The sequence below is a fragment of the Ruegeria sp. HKCCA4008 genome (assembly GCF_013033125.1).
In the GTDB taxonomy this organism is placed as follows: domain Bacteria; phylum Pseudomonadota; class Alphaproteobacteria; order Rhodobacterales; family Rhodobacteraceae; genus Ruegeria.
Genome location: NZ_WQDM01000011.1, coordinates 21,477 through 38,804, shown reverse-complemented (window position 1 = coordinate 38,804; position 17,328 = coordinate 21,477). Strand labels below are relative to the sequence as shown.

General features: G+C 57.1%; 13 protein-coding genes. 8 read left to right on the top strand and 5 right to left on the bottom strand.

Features of this window, described 5'->3' with window-relative positions:
- Positions 1-57: 57 nt before the first annotated feature.
- The 3 genes from xrtD to GOW60_RS18770 all read left to right on the top strand — a co-directional run bounded on the left by xrtD (position 58) and on the right by GOW60_RS18770 (position 4,469).
- A complete protein-coding gene (gene xrtD / locus GOW60_RS18780; RefSeq protein ID WP_254444031.1) occupies positions 58-1,608 on the top strand; it encodes a VPLPA-CTERM-specific exosortase XrtD in 1,551 nt (516 codons plus the stop codon).
- Positions 1,609-1,776: 168 nt separating this feature from the next.
- Positions 1,777-3,324: a hypothetical protein gene (locus tag GOW60_RS18775; RefSeq protein WP_171230476.1), complete on the top strand. Its 1,548-nt coding sequence runs from the start codon at positions 1,777-1,779 to the stop codon at positions 3,322-3,324.
- Between the two features lie 44 nt (positions 3,325-3,368).
- Positions 3,369-4,469 carry an acyltransferase gene (locus GOW60_RS18770; protein WP_171230475.1) on the top strand — a complete coding sequence of 367 codons (1,101 nt, stop codon included), beginning with the start codon at positions 3,369-3,371 and terminating at the stop codon, positions 4,467-4,469.
- 6 nt (positions 4,470-4,475) lie between these two features.
- Here the strand turns inward: GOW60_RS18770 and GOW60_RS18765 are convergent, their stop codons facing one another.
- Both GOW60_RS18765 and GOW60_RS18760 read right to left on the bottom strand, forming a co-directional pair.
- A complete protein-coding gene (locus tag GOW60_RS18765) occupies positions 4,476-5,732 on the bottom strand; it encodes a glycosyltransferase family 4 protein (protein WP_254444030.1) in 1,257 nt (418 codons plus the stop codon).
- Positions 5,719-6,981 carry a nucleotide sugar dehydrogenase gene (locus tag GOW60_RS18760; RefSeq protein WP_171230474.1) on the bottom strand — a complete coding sequence of 421 codons (1,263 nt, stop codon included), beginning with the start codon at positions 6,979-6,981 and terminating at the stop codon, positions 5,719-5,721. The genes GOW60_RS18765 and GOW60_RS18760 overlap by 14 nt, the downstream gene beginning before the upstream one ends.
- A 381-nt stretch (positions 6,982-7,362) precedes the next feature.
- Here GOW60_RS18760 and GOW60_RS18755 point away from each other — a divergent pair, with 381 nt between their 5' ends.
- Entirely contained in the window at positions 7,363-8,889 is a 1,527-nt protein-coding gene (locus GOW60_RS18755; RefSeq protein WP_171230473.1) for an oligosaccharide flippase family protein, read from the top strand.
- A 36-nt stretch (positions 8,890-8,925) separates the two neighbouring features.
- Here the strand turns inward: GOW60_RS18755 and GOW60_RS18750 are convergent, their stop codons facing one another.
- The gene (locus GOW60_RS18750) at positions 8,926-10,092 is read right to left on the bottom strand and encodes a DegT/DnrJ/EryC1/StrS family aminotransferase (protein ID WP_171230472.1); all 1,167 of its coding nucleotides are present in this window, start codon (positions 10,090-10,092) and stop codon (positions 8,926-8,928) included.
- 508 nt (positions 10,093-10,600) lie between these two features.
- Here GOW60_RS18750 and GOW60_RS18745 point away from each other — a divergent pair.
- The 4 genes from GOW60_RS18745 to GOW60_RS18730 are packed head-to-tail and all read left to right on the top strand — an operon-like array spanning position 10,601 to position 14,487.
- Positions 10,601-11,560 carry a glycosyltransferase family 2 protein gene (locus GOW60_RS18745; protein WP_171230471.1) on the top strand — a complete coding sequence of 320 codons (960 nt, stop codon included), beginning with the start codon at positions 10,601-10,603 and terminating at the stop codon, positions 11,558-11,560.
- Positions 11,557-12,759 carry a GNAT family N-acetyltransferase gene (locus GOW60_RS21480; RefSeq protein WP_171230470.1) on the top strand — a complete coding sequence of 401 codons (1,203 nt, stop codon included), beginning with the start codon at positions 11,557-11,559 and terminating at the stop codon, positions 12,757-12,759. Before GOW60_RS18745 ends, GOW60_RS21480 begins: the two co-directional genes overlap by 4 nt.
- 7 nt (positions 12,760-12,766) lie before the next feature.
- Positions 12,767-13,810: a GNAT family N-acetyltransferase gene (locus GOW60_RS18735; RefSeq protein ID WP_171230469.1), complete on the top strand. Its 1,044-nt coding sequence runs from the start codon at positions 12,767-12,769 to the stop codon at positions 13,808-13,810.
- Positions 13,807-14,487: a polysaccharide deacetylase family protein gene (locus tag GOW60_RS18730; protein ID WP_171230468.1), complete on the top strand. Its 681-nt coding sequence runs from the start codon at positions 13,807-13,809 to the stop codon at positions 14,485-14,487. Before GOW60_RS18735 ends, GOW60_RS18730 begins: the two co-directional genes overlap by 4 nt.
- Here GOW60_RS18730 and GOW60_RS18725 read toward each other — a convergent pair.
- Both GOW60_RS18725 and GOW60_RS18720 read right to left on the bottom strand, forming a co-directional pair.
- Entirely contained in the window at positions 14,484-15,842 is a 1,359-nt protein-coding gene (locus GOW60_RS18725; protein WP_171230467.1) for an O-antigen ligase, read from the bottom strand. The genes GOW60_RS18730 and GOW60_RS18725 overlap by 4 nt on opposite strands.
- A 114-nt stretch (positions 15,843-15,956) precedes the next feature.
- Entirely contained in the window at positions 15,957-17,231 is a 1,275-nt protein-coding gene (locus tag GOW60_RS18720) for a right-handed parallel beta-helix repeat-containing protein (protein ID WP_171230466.1), read from the bottom strand.
- Between the last annotated feature and the right edge of the window lie 97 nt (positions 17,232-17,328).

The following is a 17,328-nucleotide window of genomic DNA, read 5'->3' as shown; positions in this document are numbered from 1 at the left end:
GATTCGAAAAACAGCCGCAGTAATATCCTTGAAGCGGCCAGAAGAGGCTTGCCGGTCATGAACACCGTCGGGCTGTTCTGGTTTGTCCTGCTGCTGCTTGGATCGGTACCCGTCTTCTGGATCGGGATCGTGTCTCTGGGCGCCGCCTGGAGCACCCCCGAATACAGCCATGGCCCGCTGATCCCGATCATCTCACTGTATCTGTTCCTGCGTGAATTGCGGGATATGCCACCACCCAACCCGGTTGTGTATGATCGCTGGCCGGGTGTGGCGGTGATTGCCGTGGCCCTGATCATCGCCATTCTGGGCAACCTGGCCCGTATTCCCGATATCGTCACCTATGCCATGATCATCTGGACGGGCGGCGTCATGCTGACCGTGTTCGGCTGGCAGCGGGGCAAATACCACCAGCTGCCCGTGCTGCATCTGGTGTTCATGCTGCCGCTGCCGCAGTTCGTCTATTGGAAGCTCACGATCTTCCTGCAATGGGTTTCGTCCGAGCTGGGCGTCTGGTTCGTGCAGATGGCCGGTGTTTCGGTTTTCATCGAAGGCAACATCATCGATCTGGGGGTCTACAAACTGCAGGTGGCCGAGGCCTGTTCCGGGCTGCGCTATCTGTTCCCGATCCTGAGCTTCTCGTATCTCTTTGCCCTGCTTTACCGTGGCCCGATCTGGCACAAGGTGGTTTTGCTGGTTTCGGCGGCCCCTCTGACCGTGCTGATGAACTCGATCCGCATTGGCGTGATCGGCGTGCTGGTCAATCAGCACGGTATCGAGCAGGCTGAAGGCTTCATGCATTTCTTTGAAGGCTGGATCATCTTCCTGCTCTGCGTCGCCATTCTGTTCCTGATGGCCATCGGCTTGCAGCGCCTGGCGCCGAATCCGCAACCCTTTGCCGAGACCATTGATCTGGATACCCAGGGGCTGGGTTCTGTTGCCTTGCGTATCTTTGGCATCCGTGCATCGGTGGCGCTGGCGGTCGCGGGCCTTCTGACGCTTGCGGTTTCAACCGCCTGGACCCTGCGGCCCGCTTCCGAAGTGCAGCCTGTGGAACGTGACCCGTTTGTTCTCTATCCACGGCAACTTGGCCCCTGGTCCGGGTCGCCCACCACGTTGGATCCACAGGTTGAACAGGTTCTGGGTGCCAGCGATTACCTCAATACCACCTATATCGACACCGGATCGGGCCACTTCGTGAACATGTTCGTGGCCTTTTACGACAAGCAGACCGACGGTGACGGCATCCATTCGCCCGAAGTGTGCCTGCCGGTGGGGGGCTGGGAAATCTTCAGCCTCGAACCTTATGAGATCAACCCGGGCAACACGCCTTATGGCAGCTTTACGGTCAACCGCGCCGTGATCCAGAAAGAGCTGTCAAAACAGCTGGTCTATTACTGGTTCGAACAGCGCGGCAAACGTATGGTCAATGATTTCCGCGCCAAGATGAGCGTCATTCAGGACGGCTTTACCATGGGGCGCACCGATGGCGCTCTGGTCCGGTTTGTGACCCCCATCCTGCCCGGTGAAACCGAAGCGGATGCGGATGCAAGGTTGCAACGTTTCATGGAGCCAAGCCTGAACCGCCTGCCCCGCTTTGTACCGTTTTGAGGAGGGAGGTCAGTGTTTGGGCTTCCAAGCCTTTGACGCCAGATCGTCGTGGACGGGTTTCGAAGGACTGCGGCAAGAAAAATAGATTGCATAATGATGTGCTATTGATACCTGATGAAACAGTTTTTTAGTTTTTAGTGTATGGTTGGAAAAGTGCCTGCGGCAGAAATGATTACGACATCCCAAAGCCGTTCTCTGCGACCAGTTCTGGCACTGACTCTGCTTGCCAGCCTCATTCCTCTATGCGTGACACCCGTTCTGCCATTGACGGATTTCTACGCCCATATCGCCCGCTATTACATTCTGGCCAATCTTCCGGACTCGGCCATACTGCAACAGAACTATGAGGCCGCCTGGCAATTGCTGCCCAATCTCGGGCTGGATGTTCTGGGTACAGGTGTCATGAAAGTGCTGCCCCCGCTTTTGGGTGCTAAGCTGATCGCCGGTCTGATCATTGCGGCCCCGTTTGCGGGTATCCTGTATTTGTCACGTGTTCTGCATGGGCATCTCTCGGTGCTGACCGTGTTTCTGGCCGGTCTGGTGGCGTATAACCATATCCTGATCTGGGGCTTTTCGAATTTCCTGCTTGGCTTGGGGGTTCTGCTGGGCGCAACCGGCTATTGGATTGCGGCACAGGACCGGCCCGTCCGGCAACTGACCATTACAGCCTGTCTGGGGCTGCTTCTTTTCTTTATTCACGGTCTGGCCTTTGCGCTGTGGGGGCTGCTGCTGGGCATGGTCGAACTGTCGCTTGCGCTCAGATCAGGCTATCCGGGGCTGTCGGTTTTGATGCGCAAAGCCGCAAGGCTTGCATTGATCGCCGTCGCACCGGCCGTGATCTTCCTGCAAACGAAAACCGCAAGTGGAGGCGTCGCCACGCCTGTCTCGAACCTACTGGCTCATGCCGAGCAAGGAACATTATGGGCACGTCTGAGCACCGAGGCCTATCTGCGCGTCGACGGGTTCCTGCGCGTGGCTGAATCCACATGGCGCACGTTCGACTGGGGTCTTGGCGTCCTGTTATGGGGCGTGCTGATCGGTGGCCTCATCACCGGGATATGGCGGATCGACCGGCGTATGAAGCTTGCCGTGGCGCTGTGCGGTTTGCTGATCCTGATAACCCCTCCGAACCTGTTCGGCGTCGGACATCTGAGTGAGCGGATCCCGCTTCTGATGCTGGCCCTTCTGGCCGCCAGCCTGTCTCTGAATCCCAGCGCCAGGCTGCGATCACAACAAATAGCTGTTGCGGCGATCGCCGGGCTGTTTCTGTTGCGCAATCTGATGTTGACCGTCGGGTGGTATCAGGATGGCAAAATTTACGCCTCTTATCTTGAGGCGTTGAACCTCCACGACACGCGCAGTCTGGGCGCCGGGGCTTATGTGGAAGACGCAAAGGACGCGTGGGTTTTCAAGCCCAGTTGCAGACCCTTGTCCTTTCTCATGATCTTCAATGGTACGGCAGTTCCGACCTTTGCCAACCCCACGCAGCAACCGCTGCGCATAGTTGGTCCGTTAGCCAGCGTGCAAGGCGCAGTTCAGAAAATTGCGCTGGAGGCCAATCACACGCTGCCATCGGCCTTGAATGCATTATCGAACGCCAAAGCCGATACAATCGTGACATGTTCCACGGAATCGTTTCCGCCACAGGTTCAGGGTTTCGAGATACTTGCAGCAACTGAACCGTGGATATTGTATCAAAGGATAACTTCCAAATAATTGCGGACCCATATGTTTATGCCACCAACCCAGAGGACTCGCGGATGAAAGACCAGGATGCGCATGCTGCCTCGGGCGATCCTGCGCGCTGCTATATCGCGGACCGGGCAGACGGGCGGGACAACAATTTCAACCTGATCCGGATTCTTGCCGCCAGCGGCGTGCTTGTATCGCACGCCTATCCGCTCAGCTGGGGTGGCGCGGTTGGTCAACCATTTGAAACCGCTCTTCACGGGCTGTCCCTGGGCATGGTGTGCGTATGGATCTTCTTCGCCATTTCAGGATTCTTCATCACACGCAGCTTCGATAGAAAACGGTCTGCCAGTTCATTTCTGATCGCCCGCGCGCTGCGTCTGTTTCCGGCACTTGCGGTCGTGACAGGAATTACGCTCTTGGTTGCCGGGTTCATACTGACACAGGCCCCTGCATCCGTTTTCTGGGCGCAGGCCGGGGAATTTTTTGTGCGCAACATGCTGCTGTTCAAGATTCAGTACGTGTTGCCCGGCGTGTTCGAATCCAACCCTTACGGCCCGGCAGTCAACGGCTCACTCTGGTCGCTGTCTTACGAGGTGACCTGCTATGTCGGTGTATTGATCTGCGGCATCCTCGGCATTCTGGGTCGGAAAAAAATCTTTGCTGTTGTTACCCTGCTGTTCCTGGTCGTCTATGCGGTGGCCATGGTGACCGATCTGAACCCGCGCATCGAGCAGCTCACCCGGCTTGGCCTCCCTTTTCTCACGGGGATGGTCTTTTATATCTGGCGCCAGCACATCCCGCTGTCCCCGATCCTGTTCATCACGGCAACGGCGCTGTCCATTGTGGCCTGGTTCACACCGCTGTTTCTGCCGGTCTTTGCCGTCTGCCTGTCATATATGGTGTTTTTCTTGGGTTACGCGAAAACACCTCTGCTGCTGCATTACAACAAGCTGGGCGACTATTCCTACGGGGTCTACATTTATGCCTTTCCCATTCAGCAGTTGGTGGCGCAGGCCGGGGTCACCACCCCTATCGTGAACATGGTCATATCATTTCCACTAACAATGATCTGCGCGATGCTGTCATGGCATTATGTTGAGGCCCCAGCCATGCAATTGCGGCACCGGAAGGCTCAAAAGCCCCTGAAGACCAAACAGGCTGCGGAATAGCCGACCTTACCCCTTCCAGATCCGCTGATACGCCGCGATCAGCGCAGGGACCTGATGCGGCCAGGCCATCTCGGCCTCGACCCGGGCGCGGCCATAGCGGCCCATGGCGGCGCGGCGGTCGTCATCTGCCAGCAGCTCGGTGATCTTGTCGGCCATATCCACCGGATCGTTGGCCTTGGCGTAAAGCGAGGCTTCCTGTGCCGAGAACCGCCCTTCGGTCACGTCGAACTGAACGATGGGTTTTTCGAACGCCATGTATTCAAGGATCTTGTTCATGGTGGATTTGTCATTCATCTCGTTCACCCGGTCCGGGTTCACGCAGACATCTGCGGTCGACAGGATCTCAAACAGATCATGATCCGGCGCACGGCCGGTGAAGGTGACATAGTCCGACAGGCCCATTTCAGCAGATTGTTCGCGCAGCTTGTCCAGGCTGGGGCCCCCGCCCACAAGGCAGAACTGGATGTCGTCGCGCCCCTGAACCTGCACCAGATGCGCCACGGATTCCAGCAGCAGGTCAATGCCTTCCTGATCGCCCATGACACCGACATAGCCCACCATGTATGTCCGCCCGTTGCGCCACGCGGGGTTTGGCGGCAGGTGCTGCAACCGGCTCAGATCCGGACCCGAGCGAACCACAAAGACATCCTCGGGCGCCATGCCGCCGCGCTCGATGGCGATCTTGCGATAGCTTTCATTGGTAGCGATCGACACCCGCGCCGAGGCGAAAGTCAGCCGCTCGAACGTCTTCATCAGCTTCCAGAAGAAGCCGCGTTTGTCGAACTTGGCCTCGTAAAGCTCGGGGTTGATGTCGTGGTGATCGAACAGATAGCGCACGCCAAACAGCTTGAAGGGCAGTGCCACCAGAAAGATCAGATCGGGCGGGTTGCAGCCATGGATGACATGAAAGCCGCGGGTGAACTTGATCTTCAGTGACAGCCAGCTTTCCCAGAACAGCGCCGCGCCATATTCCAGCAGATACCCAAGCGCCCCGCTGGCATCCAATGGCAGCGGGTGGCGATAGACCTTGATCCCCTCGTCTTCCCAGACGCGTTCCTCATGCCCCTTGCCAGTGGGACAGATGACCGAGACCAGCGCGCCTGCGGCGGCCAGCGTGCGGGCCTCCATCCAGACGCGGCGGTCAAAGGGTACGGGCAGGTTTTCCACCACGATCAGAACCTTCAGCCCTTTCAGCGGCTGGCTCTGGCGCAGCTCGTCGAACGAGATCGGCTGAACAGCGGATACAGGGCTAGTCATATTCATAGGTTCTTATCACCTCTGCATCGCCAAGGTTCAGCTCGTTCACGATCCTGTTCGATCCGACCACCAGATCCCATGGCCCGGCCTCGGCCGTGGCGCGATCCACCAGCAGGCTGCCCACGTTGGGTAGGTGGGTAAAGGCATAACCAAGGTTCTGCCCCCGCAGATCGGCAGGCTTGATGGCCGGATCATAGACCGACAGCTGATACCCCGCCTGCAGCAGCCGCCGGGCAATATCGACATTGGGGCTTTCGCGCAGATCATCGGTTCCGGCCTTGAAGGCCAGCCCCGCCATCAGCACCCGACCGCCTTCGGGCAGCCGCGCCATGATGTCCTGCGCCTGATAGGTTTTATGCGCCTGATTGGTCTGCAACAGGCTGTCAATCAGATGGGTATGGGCCCCCACCTCACCCGCAATATGCTGCAATGCACGCACATCCTTGGGCAGGCACGAACCCCCGAACGCGCCGCCCGGACGGGTGTAATAAGCCGAGATGTTCAGCTTGGTATCCGAGACGAAAATCTCGTGCATGGTTTTGGCGGATACGCCCATGCTGTGGCAGATACGGCCGATCTCATTGGCGAAGGCCACCTTGGTGGCATGCCAGGTGTTGTCAACGAATTTGGTGATCTCGGCCTCTTCAAAAGCGGTGTAGAACACCGGCGCGTCCAGACCCTCGTGCATTTCGTCCATCACCGCCGAGCGATTGCCACCGGCTGTACCAACAACGATCTTGGGCGGGTTGAAGAAGTCATCCACTGCCGACGCCTCGCGCAGGAATTCGGGGTTATAGACGATCTCGACCGCCTGCGCCGTCCGCTCGCCCAGATAGCTTTGGAAGATCGGCTCGATCAGCTGCCGCACGGTGCCCGGCCGGAAGGTTGACCGATAGGCCACAGTCAGCGGCCGCGCGCGGTCGGGCGAGACGGCCTTGGCAATCTGCCGCGTCACCTCGGCCACGAAATTCATGTTGTGCGACCCGTCAGTGGAACTGGGCGTGCCGACGCAAACGATGGCCAGATCCACATTCGACAGGTCTGGAATTTCAACCGTGGCGCGGATCAGGTTCTTGCCCAATGCCTCGGTCAGCAGCTCGGCCACCTTGGGTTCCTTGATCGGGGGCTGCCCGGCATTGATTTCCGAGACCTTGTCGGCATTCACATCGACGCCGATCACCTCATGCCCCTCACGGGTAAGACAGCATGCTGCCGTGAACCCCACATACCCCAGACCAAAAATCGCAATCTTCATACTGTTATACCATCTTGAAAACAGGCGCCGGGTCCAGAAAACACCGGTCTCTTCTACTTGTTACCCTTGCGCAATCAGAATCCAATCTGAGACACTGAGGTGAAACTTCATTTTGCTATGTAATATTCTGCGCCGACTCGCCGCGACGGTACTGATTGAAACATGGTGTACCTCTCTGAAACTGGAAAAACATGCGATTTCAACACAAAAATATACTTACAGGTTTGACTAGCAGCCAGCCGACTAAATTCCTAGAACAGCAAGTGCGGGTTTTTTGAAGCGACGTTGAGGGTAGCCAGATTGGAAACATTGGTGCGTTGATAAGTTTTTTGTTCCGAGTATGGAAAGGCAAGTCTTTTGAAGCCTCCAGTTGAACCAGGCGTGACTATCGCCCCGGGCACACCCGATCACAGCGCGACCCTTACCAAGGGGGCCGCAACATTGTTTGCATCGGGCGTTTTCAGCCAGTTTCTGGGCGTTTTGACATTGGTTGTGACGGCCCGTCTTCTGACGCCAACGGATTTCGGGATCATTGCCTATTTCATAATCGCGGCCGCGTTTCTGGAAATCGTCCAGCGGGCTGTTTCCATGATTCTGATCCGCCAGCCCGAAATCACTGACGATCACCTGAACACCGTGTTCACGATGCAGGTACTGTTGGGCATCTTTTCGGCACTCCTGATCTGGGCCAGCGCCCCTCTGATGACATTCTTCGGGCTTGCGGAACTGACATCGCTGATCCCCGCGCTTTGCTTCATTGCTATCGCAAGTTCCATCAAGAGCACACGCTTCCCACTTTTGGAAAGAGATCTCCGGTTCGGTTTCATCGCGGGGGAAGAAGCCACCAGCAGAATTGCATATACACTGATGGCCATCAGCCTCACCTGGTTCTGGCGTGACTACTGGGCCATTGTAATCGCCTATGCCATCACTCAGGCCATCCGGGTCATCTGGAGCTTTTCCGTCGCCCCGATGCGGCCCAGGTTGACGCTCAGATGCTGGCATGACTGCATTGACGTGTCGTCCTGGTCACTGGGGGCTCAGATTACCCAGTTTCTGATCAACAACATGCCCCAGATCGTCATCGGAAGCTCGCTTGGTTTGGCCGACGCGGGGATTTTCAGGGTTGGCTACCGCCTTGTGATCATGTTCACTAGCCAGATCATCGGCCCGTTGGAACGGGTGGTCTATCCAAGCCTTGCCAATACCTCGAGGACCCGAGGATCCAGCCGGGAAGCCTTCGAACAGGTCAACGCCGTCCTTTTGGGGATCATCGTTCCTGCCAGTGTCGGCATGGCTTTGGTTGCCAATCATTTGATCGTTGTCGTGGCTGGTTACCAGTGGTTGGCCGCCGCACAGGTCATCTGGGTGCTTGCTCCGCTGAAAGCAATCGAGACGTTGCAGGCCAATGTCCGGTCTGCCAGTTATGTCGAAGGCTCTACAAAACGCCTGTTCGTGCGCAACACGATCCTGTTGATCGCTACAACCGCGCTGACAGTGCTGGGATCAAGCTATGGCTTCACCGGTGCGATCCTGGGATCCGGGGCCGCCAGCCTGTTTGCAATCGGTCTGGCGCTCAGCATGGCCAAGGATTTCGGATCCGGTGGATTTCTGACACCAATCTTGATGGCTTGGCGCACGTTTGTTTCGACCTTTGTCATGTTGCTTGCCGTTTTATTTGTCAGCAGCGCCTACGGCAGTGGTGACGCGGTAGGATGGGCTTACGAGACAGCGGAAGACCTGCCATTACTGCGCATCCGGTTTTCGATCAAAGTATTGGTCGGGGTTTTTGTATATGTCGGCACGCATTTGCTGCTCTGGCGCCTTGCCGGGAAGCCAAAAGGTTTTGAAAGTCTGGCACTGGACATGGCCGCGAAAGCCAAATCCAGGTTTATTCCGGCAAACTAAGGTACCGCCTGTTTCGAGGCGTTTTTTTCCTGTAACTCAGGCTGCAAGCGCCTCTTTCAGTGCAAAAACGATATAATCAACATGCGCATCTGAGAGAGATTGGTGCAACGGCAATGCCACAACACTGTTCTTAATCACCATCGCCTGATCCTGATCGGTCCAGTCCAGATTGCTGTTGAAGCCTGCCCACCAAGGCGTCGCCCCGATCCCCAAACTTTGCAACTGTTGTACGATCCTGTTCCTGTCCGCGACCAGGATCGGCATGTTGAGCGGACAGGTCTCGGGCACGAGCTCTGGTAGCAGCATGCGTATTCCTGACATACCATCCAGCAGATCCCGATAACGTTCCCAATGCGCCCTTCTGGCTGAAATGGCTTCTGAAACGGAAAATGCACGCAGCGCTCGTGACGCAAAAACACTCATTCGGGCATTCCGAAGGCCCGGATCGAAATAGTAATGTGGGGGAATATCTTCGAGTTGATCTTCATCAGAGTTGACCACTGCGTCAACCTGATCCGGTCCACGCAATGCCTGCTTCAGCCCTTTTATGCGCTGTTGACCCAAGACATTTGCCAAGCCGGCGCGCGCCAGCTTCTTTGCGACTTTTTTACGTGGAGGAGATTGCGAAAACGGGTGTGCAAGCGCCAAATCCGCTGCATTAACAACAAGCGCTCCTCCTTCCAGAACGGGGACGAACTTGTGAAAGCAGAAGACCGACACGTCCCCAATACGCCCTTCAGCCGGAGAAGCGCCGCTCAGAAGGCTCAGCGCGCAATCCTCGATCAGACGCAGCCCGTGCCGATCACACAATGCGCGCAGTTCCGTCAGAGCGGGCTGAATCACTCCAAAATAATGCGTCACATAGATGGCCCGCGTCTGTCCTGTGATAAGCGGTTCAATCCGCGCGGGATCGGCAAGCAGGTCGTCGATGACCGGATACAACCGGACGGAAAGGCCGGCATCAATCAGCGGATCAATCTCTGATCCGCAATTATAGGCCGGTGCCAGAACCTCGTCCCCAGGCTTCAGGTCGAGAAGATCACAGGCTGCCCGGATCGCTACACGGGTATTGAAACTCCAGAAAACGGAACGGTCCCTGAACAGCGCCGTATACCCGCCCGCAGGATCGCGGCGGAACAAATTGGCCAGCCGCATCGAAGGGTCGCCGCAATAAAGCGTGCTCTTACCTGTGCCGTTTCTCATCCCCGCTCCACAATTCAATAACCCCGCCAAGTCCGACGGCGTGTCAGACGGTTCTCATAACAATATCCGACAGGCACGAGCCCCATTTTCAGAATATTGCGTCTGGACGGTAAATTGTAACCCCGGCAATCGGTGAAAAGTTTTTCGAATTCTTCGGGTAATCTGTCTGCAAAAACCGCGCGCCGAAGCATAAATCACCTTGTTCCCCAGCCTTTGTTCTGAAACTGCAAACGATGACGATTGCCGGGGGTGCTGGTGCTTGACCCCATTCAGGAATTCCACCCACTCATCATGTGGCTCTGTGCTCAGTGCATTCAATCGCAACACTATCTTGCCCTTCAAGTTCCTGCACAGTTAAACTAATACCTCAATATACCGGTTTATTCGCTCTGAATTTCACAGCTACTATTTAACAACAGCCGTCGCTTAATGACGTTGAGTGTATTCATAGATCAGAACAATGGCTAAACAATTTGAAAATGTAAGTGAGTAACGAGAACAGGGTTTCATGACTTCACCGTCACACGGCACGCAGAGCGAATGCGCTGTTTCCATTGTCATCGTGAACTGGAATACCCGGGACATTCTTCGGGACTGCCTGATTTCCATTTCCCGGCAGACCCGGAAGCCGCATGAGGTCATCGTCGTCGATAATGCATCAAGCGACGGATCCGTCGATCTTGTCCGTGACGAATTCCCTGATGTTCGGTTGATCGCCAATGACACGAACCGGGGATTTGCCGCGGCCAACAATCAGGGTCTGGAAATCGCACGGGGTGACAATCTGCTGTTGCTCAATCCCGATACCATCATTCTGGATGGTGCGATCGATACCATGCTGGACTGGCTGGATCAGCACCCGGATGTCGGCTGCGCTGGATGTCAGGTCCTGGAAGATGAAACCACCATTCAGCGCACCTGTTTTGCCGACCCGGGTCCGGGAAACCTGGCGCTGATCGAGTTTGGGCTGCACCGCCTGTCTCGGGGCAATCCGCTTCTGGCCCGCGCCGAGTACGGAGACTGGGATCGGCGTTCGCAACGCGAGGTCGACGTCGTCTCGGGCATGTTCATGCTTGTGCCCCGTCGTGTCTTCGAGGCCGTGGGTCTTCTGGACGAGGCATTCTTCGTCTACTCGGAAGAGGCCGACTGGTGCCGTCGCATCCGCGATGCAGGCTGGAAATGCGTGTTCACCCCCGCAGCGCGCATCCTGCACCTTGAGGGAGGCGGCAAAAGCACCGCCCAGATCCGCTCGCGGATGCACGTACAGATGCAGAAAAGCAAGATGATCTATCTGCGCAAACATTATGGCCTTTGGGGCCTGTTCCGAGGCCGGATGGTATTTGTGGGGTCATCCATATTGCGCTTTGTCATGTCGGTCGCAAATCAGCGGGAAGAAGCTGCCGCGCGGCGGCGTCTGGCCCGGGCCTCGCTGCGCTATCACCTGACCAGCCAGGAGCCGACAGAGTGACCGACACAGACGTCCGGCTGACATTCAAATGGGTTGATGGGGTCAAAGGCCTTGAACGCATGACCGATGCGTGGGCCGCACTGGCCCGACAGACCGGCGCGGATATCTATGCCACTCCGGTCTGGGTCCTGACCTGGTGGGCTCATTTCGGGCGCGGGAAAACGCTCCGGACCCTTGTGGCATATGACGCTCAGGGACAGCTGGTCGCCTTGCTGCCATTCATGGTCTATCCGGTTTGGCTGGGGCCTGTGAGGGTCCGTATCGCCAAACTGGCCGCAACCGATCCCAACACGGTGATTTTCCAACTGGCCGCCACGGAAACCGCGCTAAAGAACAGCTGCGCCGAGGCCCTGAACGGCCTTCTCGGCGATGGCCGGGTGCATCTGGTCAGTTTCACCCCCGCCTCGGAACGCGGCACCATGCTGGCAGCCATCCGCAATGGGGTGGCACCGGGGCTGACGCTGACCGACACGCCGGCTGGCACCCATACGGTTTTTGAACTGCCCGATACGTTTGAGGGCTATCTTGCCAACCTGTCCAAGAAACGGCGGGGGCAGTATCGGCGGGATCTGAAACATCTACAGAATGACCACGGCCTGACAACGCGGATGGTCCATCCTGATGCGCATCAGTTCGGGGATTTCGTCGGCTTCCACAACCGGCAGTGGCAGGAGGTTGGAAAAGGAGGCCATTTCGCGGATTGGCCTGGCAGCGCCGCCTTCTACTGCGATCTGGCAGATGCCGCCTTGCAGGGGCAGGAAACCTGGTTTGTCGAACAACATGGTCGAAACGGCCCCCTTGCCACTCAATTCTGTCTGGTCGCGGGGCAGACCTGCCATTGGCGGTTGCCCGCCAGATCGACCGACCCGGAACTGGAACGCCTCAGCCTTGGGAAAATCGGCCTAGTTCAGATGATCGAACAGCTGATCGCCGCAGGCGTGACGCGGATCGAAGCCGGGGTTGGCGCATATGGTTACAAGCTGATCTATGGCGGTGAATCGGTGCCCACTCATCGCCTGATCGTCTCACGGCGATCAGGAATATCCCCTGTCTTGCTGAAGCTCTGCCTTGGTTGGGCGCGTGTGTTGCACCTGATCTATTACAGGCTCTGGTTCGGGCGGGTTGCACCCCGGCTGAGGGCCGTGATCCCGCTGAAAAACAAATCGCTGTGGTCCAGCTGGATCAAAACAAGAATATGAGGCGGATATGATCGCACATCAGCTCTCCGCACGGGTTCTGCCTGAAGAAAAGTGGCCCGCCCTCAGCGCTTCATTCCACGACCTGACCCTTGAACACAGCCTGACCTATGCCCGCGCGGCGGCCCGCCGGATCGGGGCAGAGGCACAGTTCCTGATGCTGGCCACCCCGGACGGACAGCCTGTTGCCGCCGCATGTATGCGTATCAAACATGTTCCCGGACTGGGGCGCGGCATTGCATGGCTTGCCGCCGGACCGCTGGTACAGCATGTCGATCGGCCTGATCCCGACGCTGCAACACTGCGTGCCGTGCTGGCCGCACTGCGTGCATATGCTCAGGAGAGCGGGCATATCCTGCGCCTGCGGTTTCCGGCCACACCCTGGCATGATGTTGCATTGTTGGATCAGCTGGCCCGTAGCGAAGCGTTTTTGCCCACCGATCGATCCCCGACCTATCGAACCGTGGTCGTGGATTGTACCCAGGACGAAGACACGCTGATGCGTGCTCTGCACGGGAAATGGCGCAACCCCCTGCGCAATGCGCTGAAAGCTGGCCTTGATCTGGATATCGTGCCGATTGCACAGGCAGCCGACCGGTTTCATCCGATGTATGCCGAGGTTCAGACAGCCAAAGGCTTTCGGCCGGATATCCCGCCAGAATTCTATTATGCCCTTCAGGGATCGGATTTTGCCCATGAGGTTCTGTTTGCCCGCAAAGACGGGGCCGACATTGCCGCGATGACGCTGGGACGGGCTGGGTCCAATGCCGTCTACCTGTTCGGGGCCACTCTGGACACCGGGCGGCGCCTGAATGCCGGGCATTATCTGATGTGGCATTCCATGCTGCGCTGTCGCGACCTGGGCCTGAAGTATTTCGACCTGGGCGGGATAGATCCTGAAGCCAACCCTTCCGTCACACGTTACAAGCTGCGCACGGGCGGCACAGAACTGCGCGCGGCGGGCCCGTACGAGTTCCGCCCTGCCGGCGCAAGCTCTACCCTGATCAGCATCGCCGAAACCATTCACGCCCGCCTGAAGAAACTGCGCTCATGACAAAGCCCATCGGTATCAACTTTCACGGCATCGGAACACCAAAACGCCCTCTGGAACCGGGCGAGGCCCCCTATTGGCTTTCGGTCGAGCAATTCGAACGGGTTCTGGACCGGATCGCCGCAGACCCTGATCCGAACCGGTTCACCATCACCTTCGATGACAGCAATCTTTCGGATCATGACATCGCCCTGCCAGCGCTGTCGGCCCGGGGGCTTCGGGCACGGTTCTTTGTCCTGACCGGGCGGATCGGACAGGCCGGATCACTGGATGCAGACCATCTGCGTCGCTTGCAGGATGCGGATATGACAATCGGCAGCCATGGGATTGACCATCTTGCCTGGCCGACACTGGATGACGCCGCGCTGGTCCGAGAACTCAGCGAATCCCGCGCGCAGTTGGAAATGATATGCGCACTCCCGGTAACCGAGGCAGGCATACCCTTTGGACGGTATGATGCTCGTGTACTGCGCGCCCTGCGCATGGCCGGATACACGGCCGCCTGGTCAAGCGATGGCGGAACCTGGCAAAAGAACGCTTTCCTGCGCCCCCGAATATCCTTGCGCGAGGATATGACTGATCACCAGATACAAGCGGTCCTGTCTGGCAGGGGCGCGCCCTTACGCCGCCTTCGGCGTGCATTGGGAATGGCCAGACGGCGCTGGACGACGACCGGCTAGCGGGTGCGTGCAACCCGCCCGATAGACAGTTCTCCGGGCAGGGCCTTGGGAAACCGGGTATACCGCATCTTTCGCCCTCCTTCCTCGGCCTGGGCCTGGTCCCCATCCTGACCGGACCCGTCATCTGCATCCAAAAACCAAACCCCTGCCCCCAGCAGAAACATCAAAAAACAGAACGTGGCATCCCAAAGGTGGACGGTGACGGCCGACACGCAAAGGCCCAGCAGCGAAATCAGGTATCCAAGGCGCGCATCTGCCGTTGCCCCGGTCAAGTTTCTGCTGCCCAGTTTAAAGAACGTGACAATGACTGCGCTTGCCAGCAGGAACAGGCCTGGAAAACCATGCCGCATTGTGACCACCAGCCAGAAATTGTCGACGCTGCTCAGCAGTACCATCCAGTGAGGGCGCGTCCAGTCATTCAGGCCGATACCGAAGATCGGGTTTCGCAGAATATCGTCGGATGCGAAATTGAACGTATGGATGCGGGCCCATGCCGTGCCGGGGGTCAGCGTGAAATGGGTTGCAAAGATGTGGAACATACTCCGGTTCGAGCCAATCTCGGCAATGAAATAAAGAACGCAGAATATGCTCAGCAGAACTTTCCACTTGTTCCTGAGGAAATCAAAAATCCAGTTCCATCCCATGAGCGCCAGCTGAATGATGACATTCAGGAAGGCGCCCGATGAAAGGGAAAAGAACACAGCCCCCCCGATCACCGAAGTCAGGCCAACTTTCTTGAAGAGCGATTTTTGCCACCCCAGCACATACCAGGTCAGCGCGAAGGCCGGCGCGCAAAACACTCCGAACAGGATGGGATGAGGCATGGTTGTCTGCGCCCGCAGCAACCCAAGCCGAGGTTCGAATATCCATTTCTGATAGACGCTCAGGACCTTGCCAAACAGGTTCAGCAGCGGCGTCTTGCCCGTAAAGGATTCGAATAAAGCAAAAGGCAGCAAAATGAGGATAAGCAGAAACAGGCATTTTATGAAGTACCGAAACGATTCCAGATTCCGGATATAGGTGCGGGCAATGAAATAAGGCGCCAGGGTTTCGATCATGAACATCCCGATGAACTGCCACAGCGACGCCAAACTGTGATTTACGGAAAAAGACAGGGCCGACCAGAAGCTGAACATGATCACCAGAATATCAACGAGCCTGATCTTTCCGGCCTTTCCGCTTAGCCATCCGATGATCGCAGGAAACATAAACAGCAGCAGGATCACCCGATATCCGCTGAGCTTGAGCCCCCCCAAGTGGAAATAGAACGGCATCGCAAAGGAGAAAATGAGCAAGGCCAGAACGACCGGCTTTGTCGCCGGGGCACTGGCTTTGGCTGACAATACAGCGGTCATTCGAACGTCCTGCTTTTAACTGGGTAACGCGTCACAAAATGCATAAACATGTTGTCAGTATTCTGGCGAAGCGCCCAAGGCCAGTCACTTTTCCACAACTTTGCTCTGCACCTCTCATCGCGAGGGATATGATTTCGACAGCGTGGACCCCGCATTCAAGCGATCAAGCTGGCTGCCAGGACGGACACCATATTCATTGTACCCGTTCTTCCTGCCGCGCGCGTAGTAGATGAATTCGTGATCGTAATAGCCACCCTGTGACGGGCTTTGATCCTGAATCATCGCATTATTGAGCACAACCCAATCGCGCTGATTTTGGTACCCGATGATGCTTGCCACCGCGTTCTGTTCGATGACCACCGAAGTCGAATCCGAAGAAATATTGATGGCCGGAACAGAGTGCCCGTCGGGCACATGGATCAGTGAGTTTTTTCTGATCGAGATGTTATCGGAGCCGTGAATGGAAATGCCGTGAATATGGGCATTGTAGATCATGTTGTTTTCAACCAGCACATTGCGATGCCGCATGACGGGGTTGTTCAGATCCTTGCCGTCGCCGCCGGCCCATATCGTCTGGGTGAAATCGCCGCCGGCCATGTCAAAGACATTGTCCCGGATGACAATATCCGAAGACCCCCGGGGCGACACCCGCATGATCTGGATCATGTCGCGGTGATCTTGGGATCCGGCCGCGCCGCCAAAATCGTGAAACCTGTTGCGTTCGATTGCCAGGCCATCTGCGGCATCGATATCGATCCCATCGGATCTGATCGTGTGGATATTGTTGCCCGAAAAGGTGAGCTGCCTTGACTGAACCGCCAGAACAGCGGTCCACCATTTGCGAAACTCGTTGCCTGATAGTGTCAGGTTGCCGCCGCGCTCGATCTTCAGACCAATCCCAGTACTGTAGCCGTCCGCCTCGGTCCCTGTTCCACGCGCGGTCCCGCCGTCGAACACAGAATTCGCGATGTTTATGTCCGTACTATCCAAGAGGACAAAATAAGCGTTAAAATGCGGGTCTCCGCCACTATATGTGTAGTCGAAATAGAGACCATCCAGATGCACGTTTCTGGCCCCTTCCAGAACCAGATGCGTAAAGCAGGCTGGCGCTGCAGGATCAGCAGACCGGATCGTCACAGGTGACCGGTAGGACGCACTCAGCCTCAGGGTTCCATAATTCCCGGATGCAAGCAGAAAGGTCTCTCCGCCGCGGGCACTTTGCAAGGCTGCGCCAAGGGCCGGGGCATCCGCAACGGGCTGACCTTTTGTCTGAACCGCAGGAAGATGGGATTGTACATGCCGCCCCTGGCATGGGGTCTGGGCTGCAACATCAAATCCCAGCGTACATACCAACACCCCCGCCAGGGCAAGTATTCTGAACCCGACCATAACACATCTTTCTAGCCACTCACATTTACCTGAAAGTTTAGGCGAGCCAGGTTCTGCTGTCTATTGCGACCTGCGCCTTGCAAACCCCGACATCGTT

Coding starts and splice junctions, on each gene's coding strand:
- GOW60_RS18725 (WP_171230467.1), bottom strand. CDS start 15,842: ATGACCGCTGTATTGTCAGCCAAAGCCAGTGCCCCGGCGACAAAGCCG.
- GOW60_RS18730 (WP_171230468.1), top strand. CDS start 13,807: ATGACAAAGCCCATCGGTATCAACTTTCACGGCATCGGAACACCAAAA.
- GOW60_RS18775 (WP_171230476.1), top strand. CDS start 1,777: ATGATTACGACATCCCAAAGCCGTTCTCTGCGACCAGTTCTGGCACTG.
- GOW60_RS18760 (WP_171230474.1), bottom strand. CDS start 6,981: ATGAAGATTGCGATTTTTGGTCTGGGGTATGTGGGGTTCACGGCAGCA.
- xrtD (WP_254444031.1), top strand. CDS start 58: ATGAACACCGTCGGGCTGTTCTGGTTTGTCCTGCTGCTGCTTGGATCG.
- GOW60_RS18735 (WP_171230469.1), top strand. CDS start 12,767: ATGATCGCACATCAGCTCTCCGCACGGGTTCTGCCTGAAGAAAAGTGG.
- GOW60_RS18765 (WP_254444030.1), bottom strand. CDS start 5,732: ATGAATATGACTAGCCCTGTATCCGCTGTTCAGCCGATCTCGTTCGAC.
- GOW60_RS18720 (WP_171230466.1), bottom strand. CDS start 17,231: ATGGTCGGGTTCAGAATACTTGCCCTGGCGGGGGTGTTGGTATGTACG.
- GOW60_RS18770 (WP_171230475.1), top strand. CDS start 3,369: ATGAAAGACCAGGATGCGCATGCTGCCTCGGGCGATCCTGCGCGCTGC.
- GOW60_RS18745 (WP_171230471.1), top strand. CDS start 10,601: ATGACTTCACCGTCACACGGCACGCAGAGCGAATGCGCTGTTTCCATT.
- GOW60_RS18750 (WP_171230472.1), bottom strand. CDS start 10,092: ATGAGAAACGGCACAGGTAAGAGCACGCTTTATTGCGGCGACCCTTCG.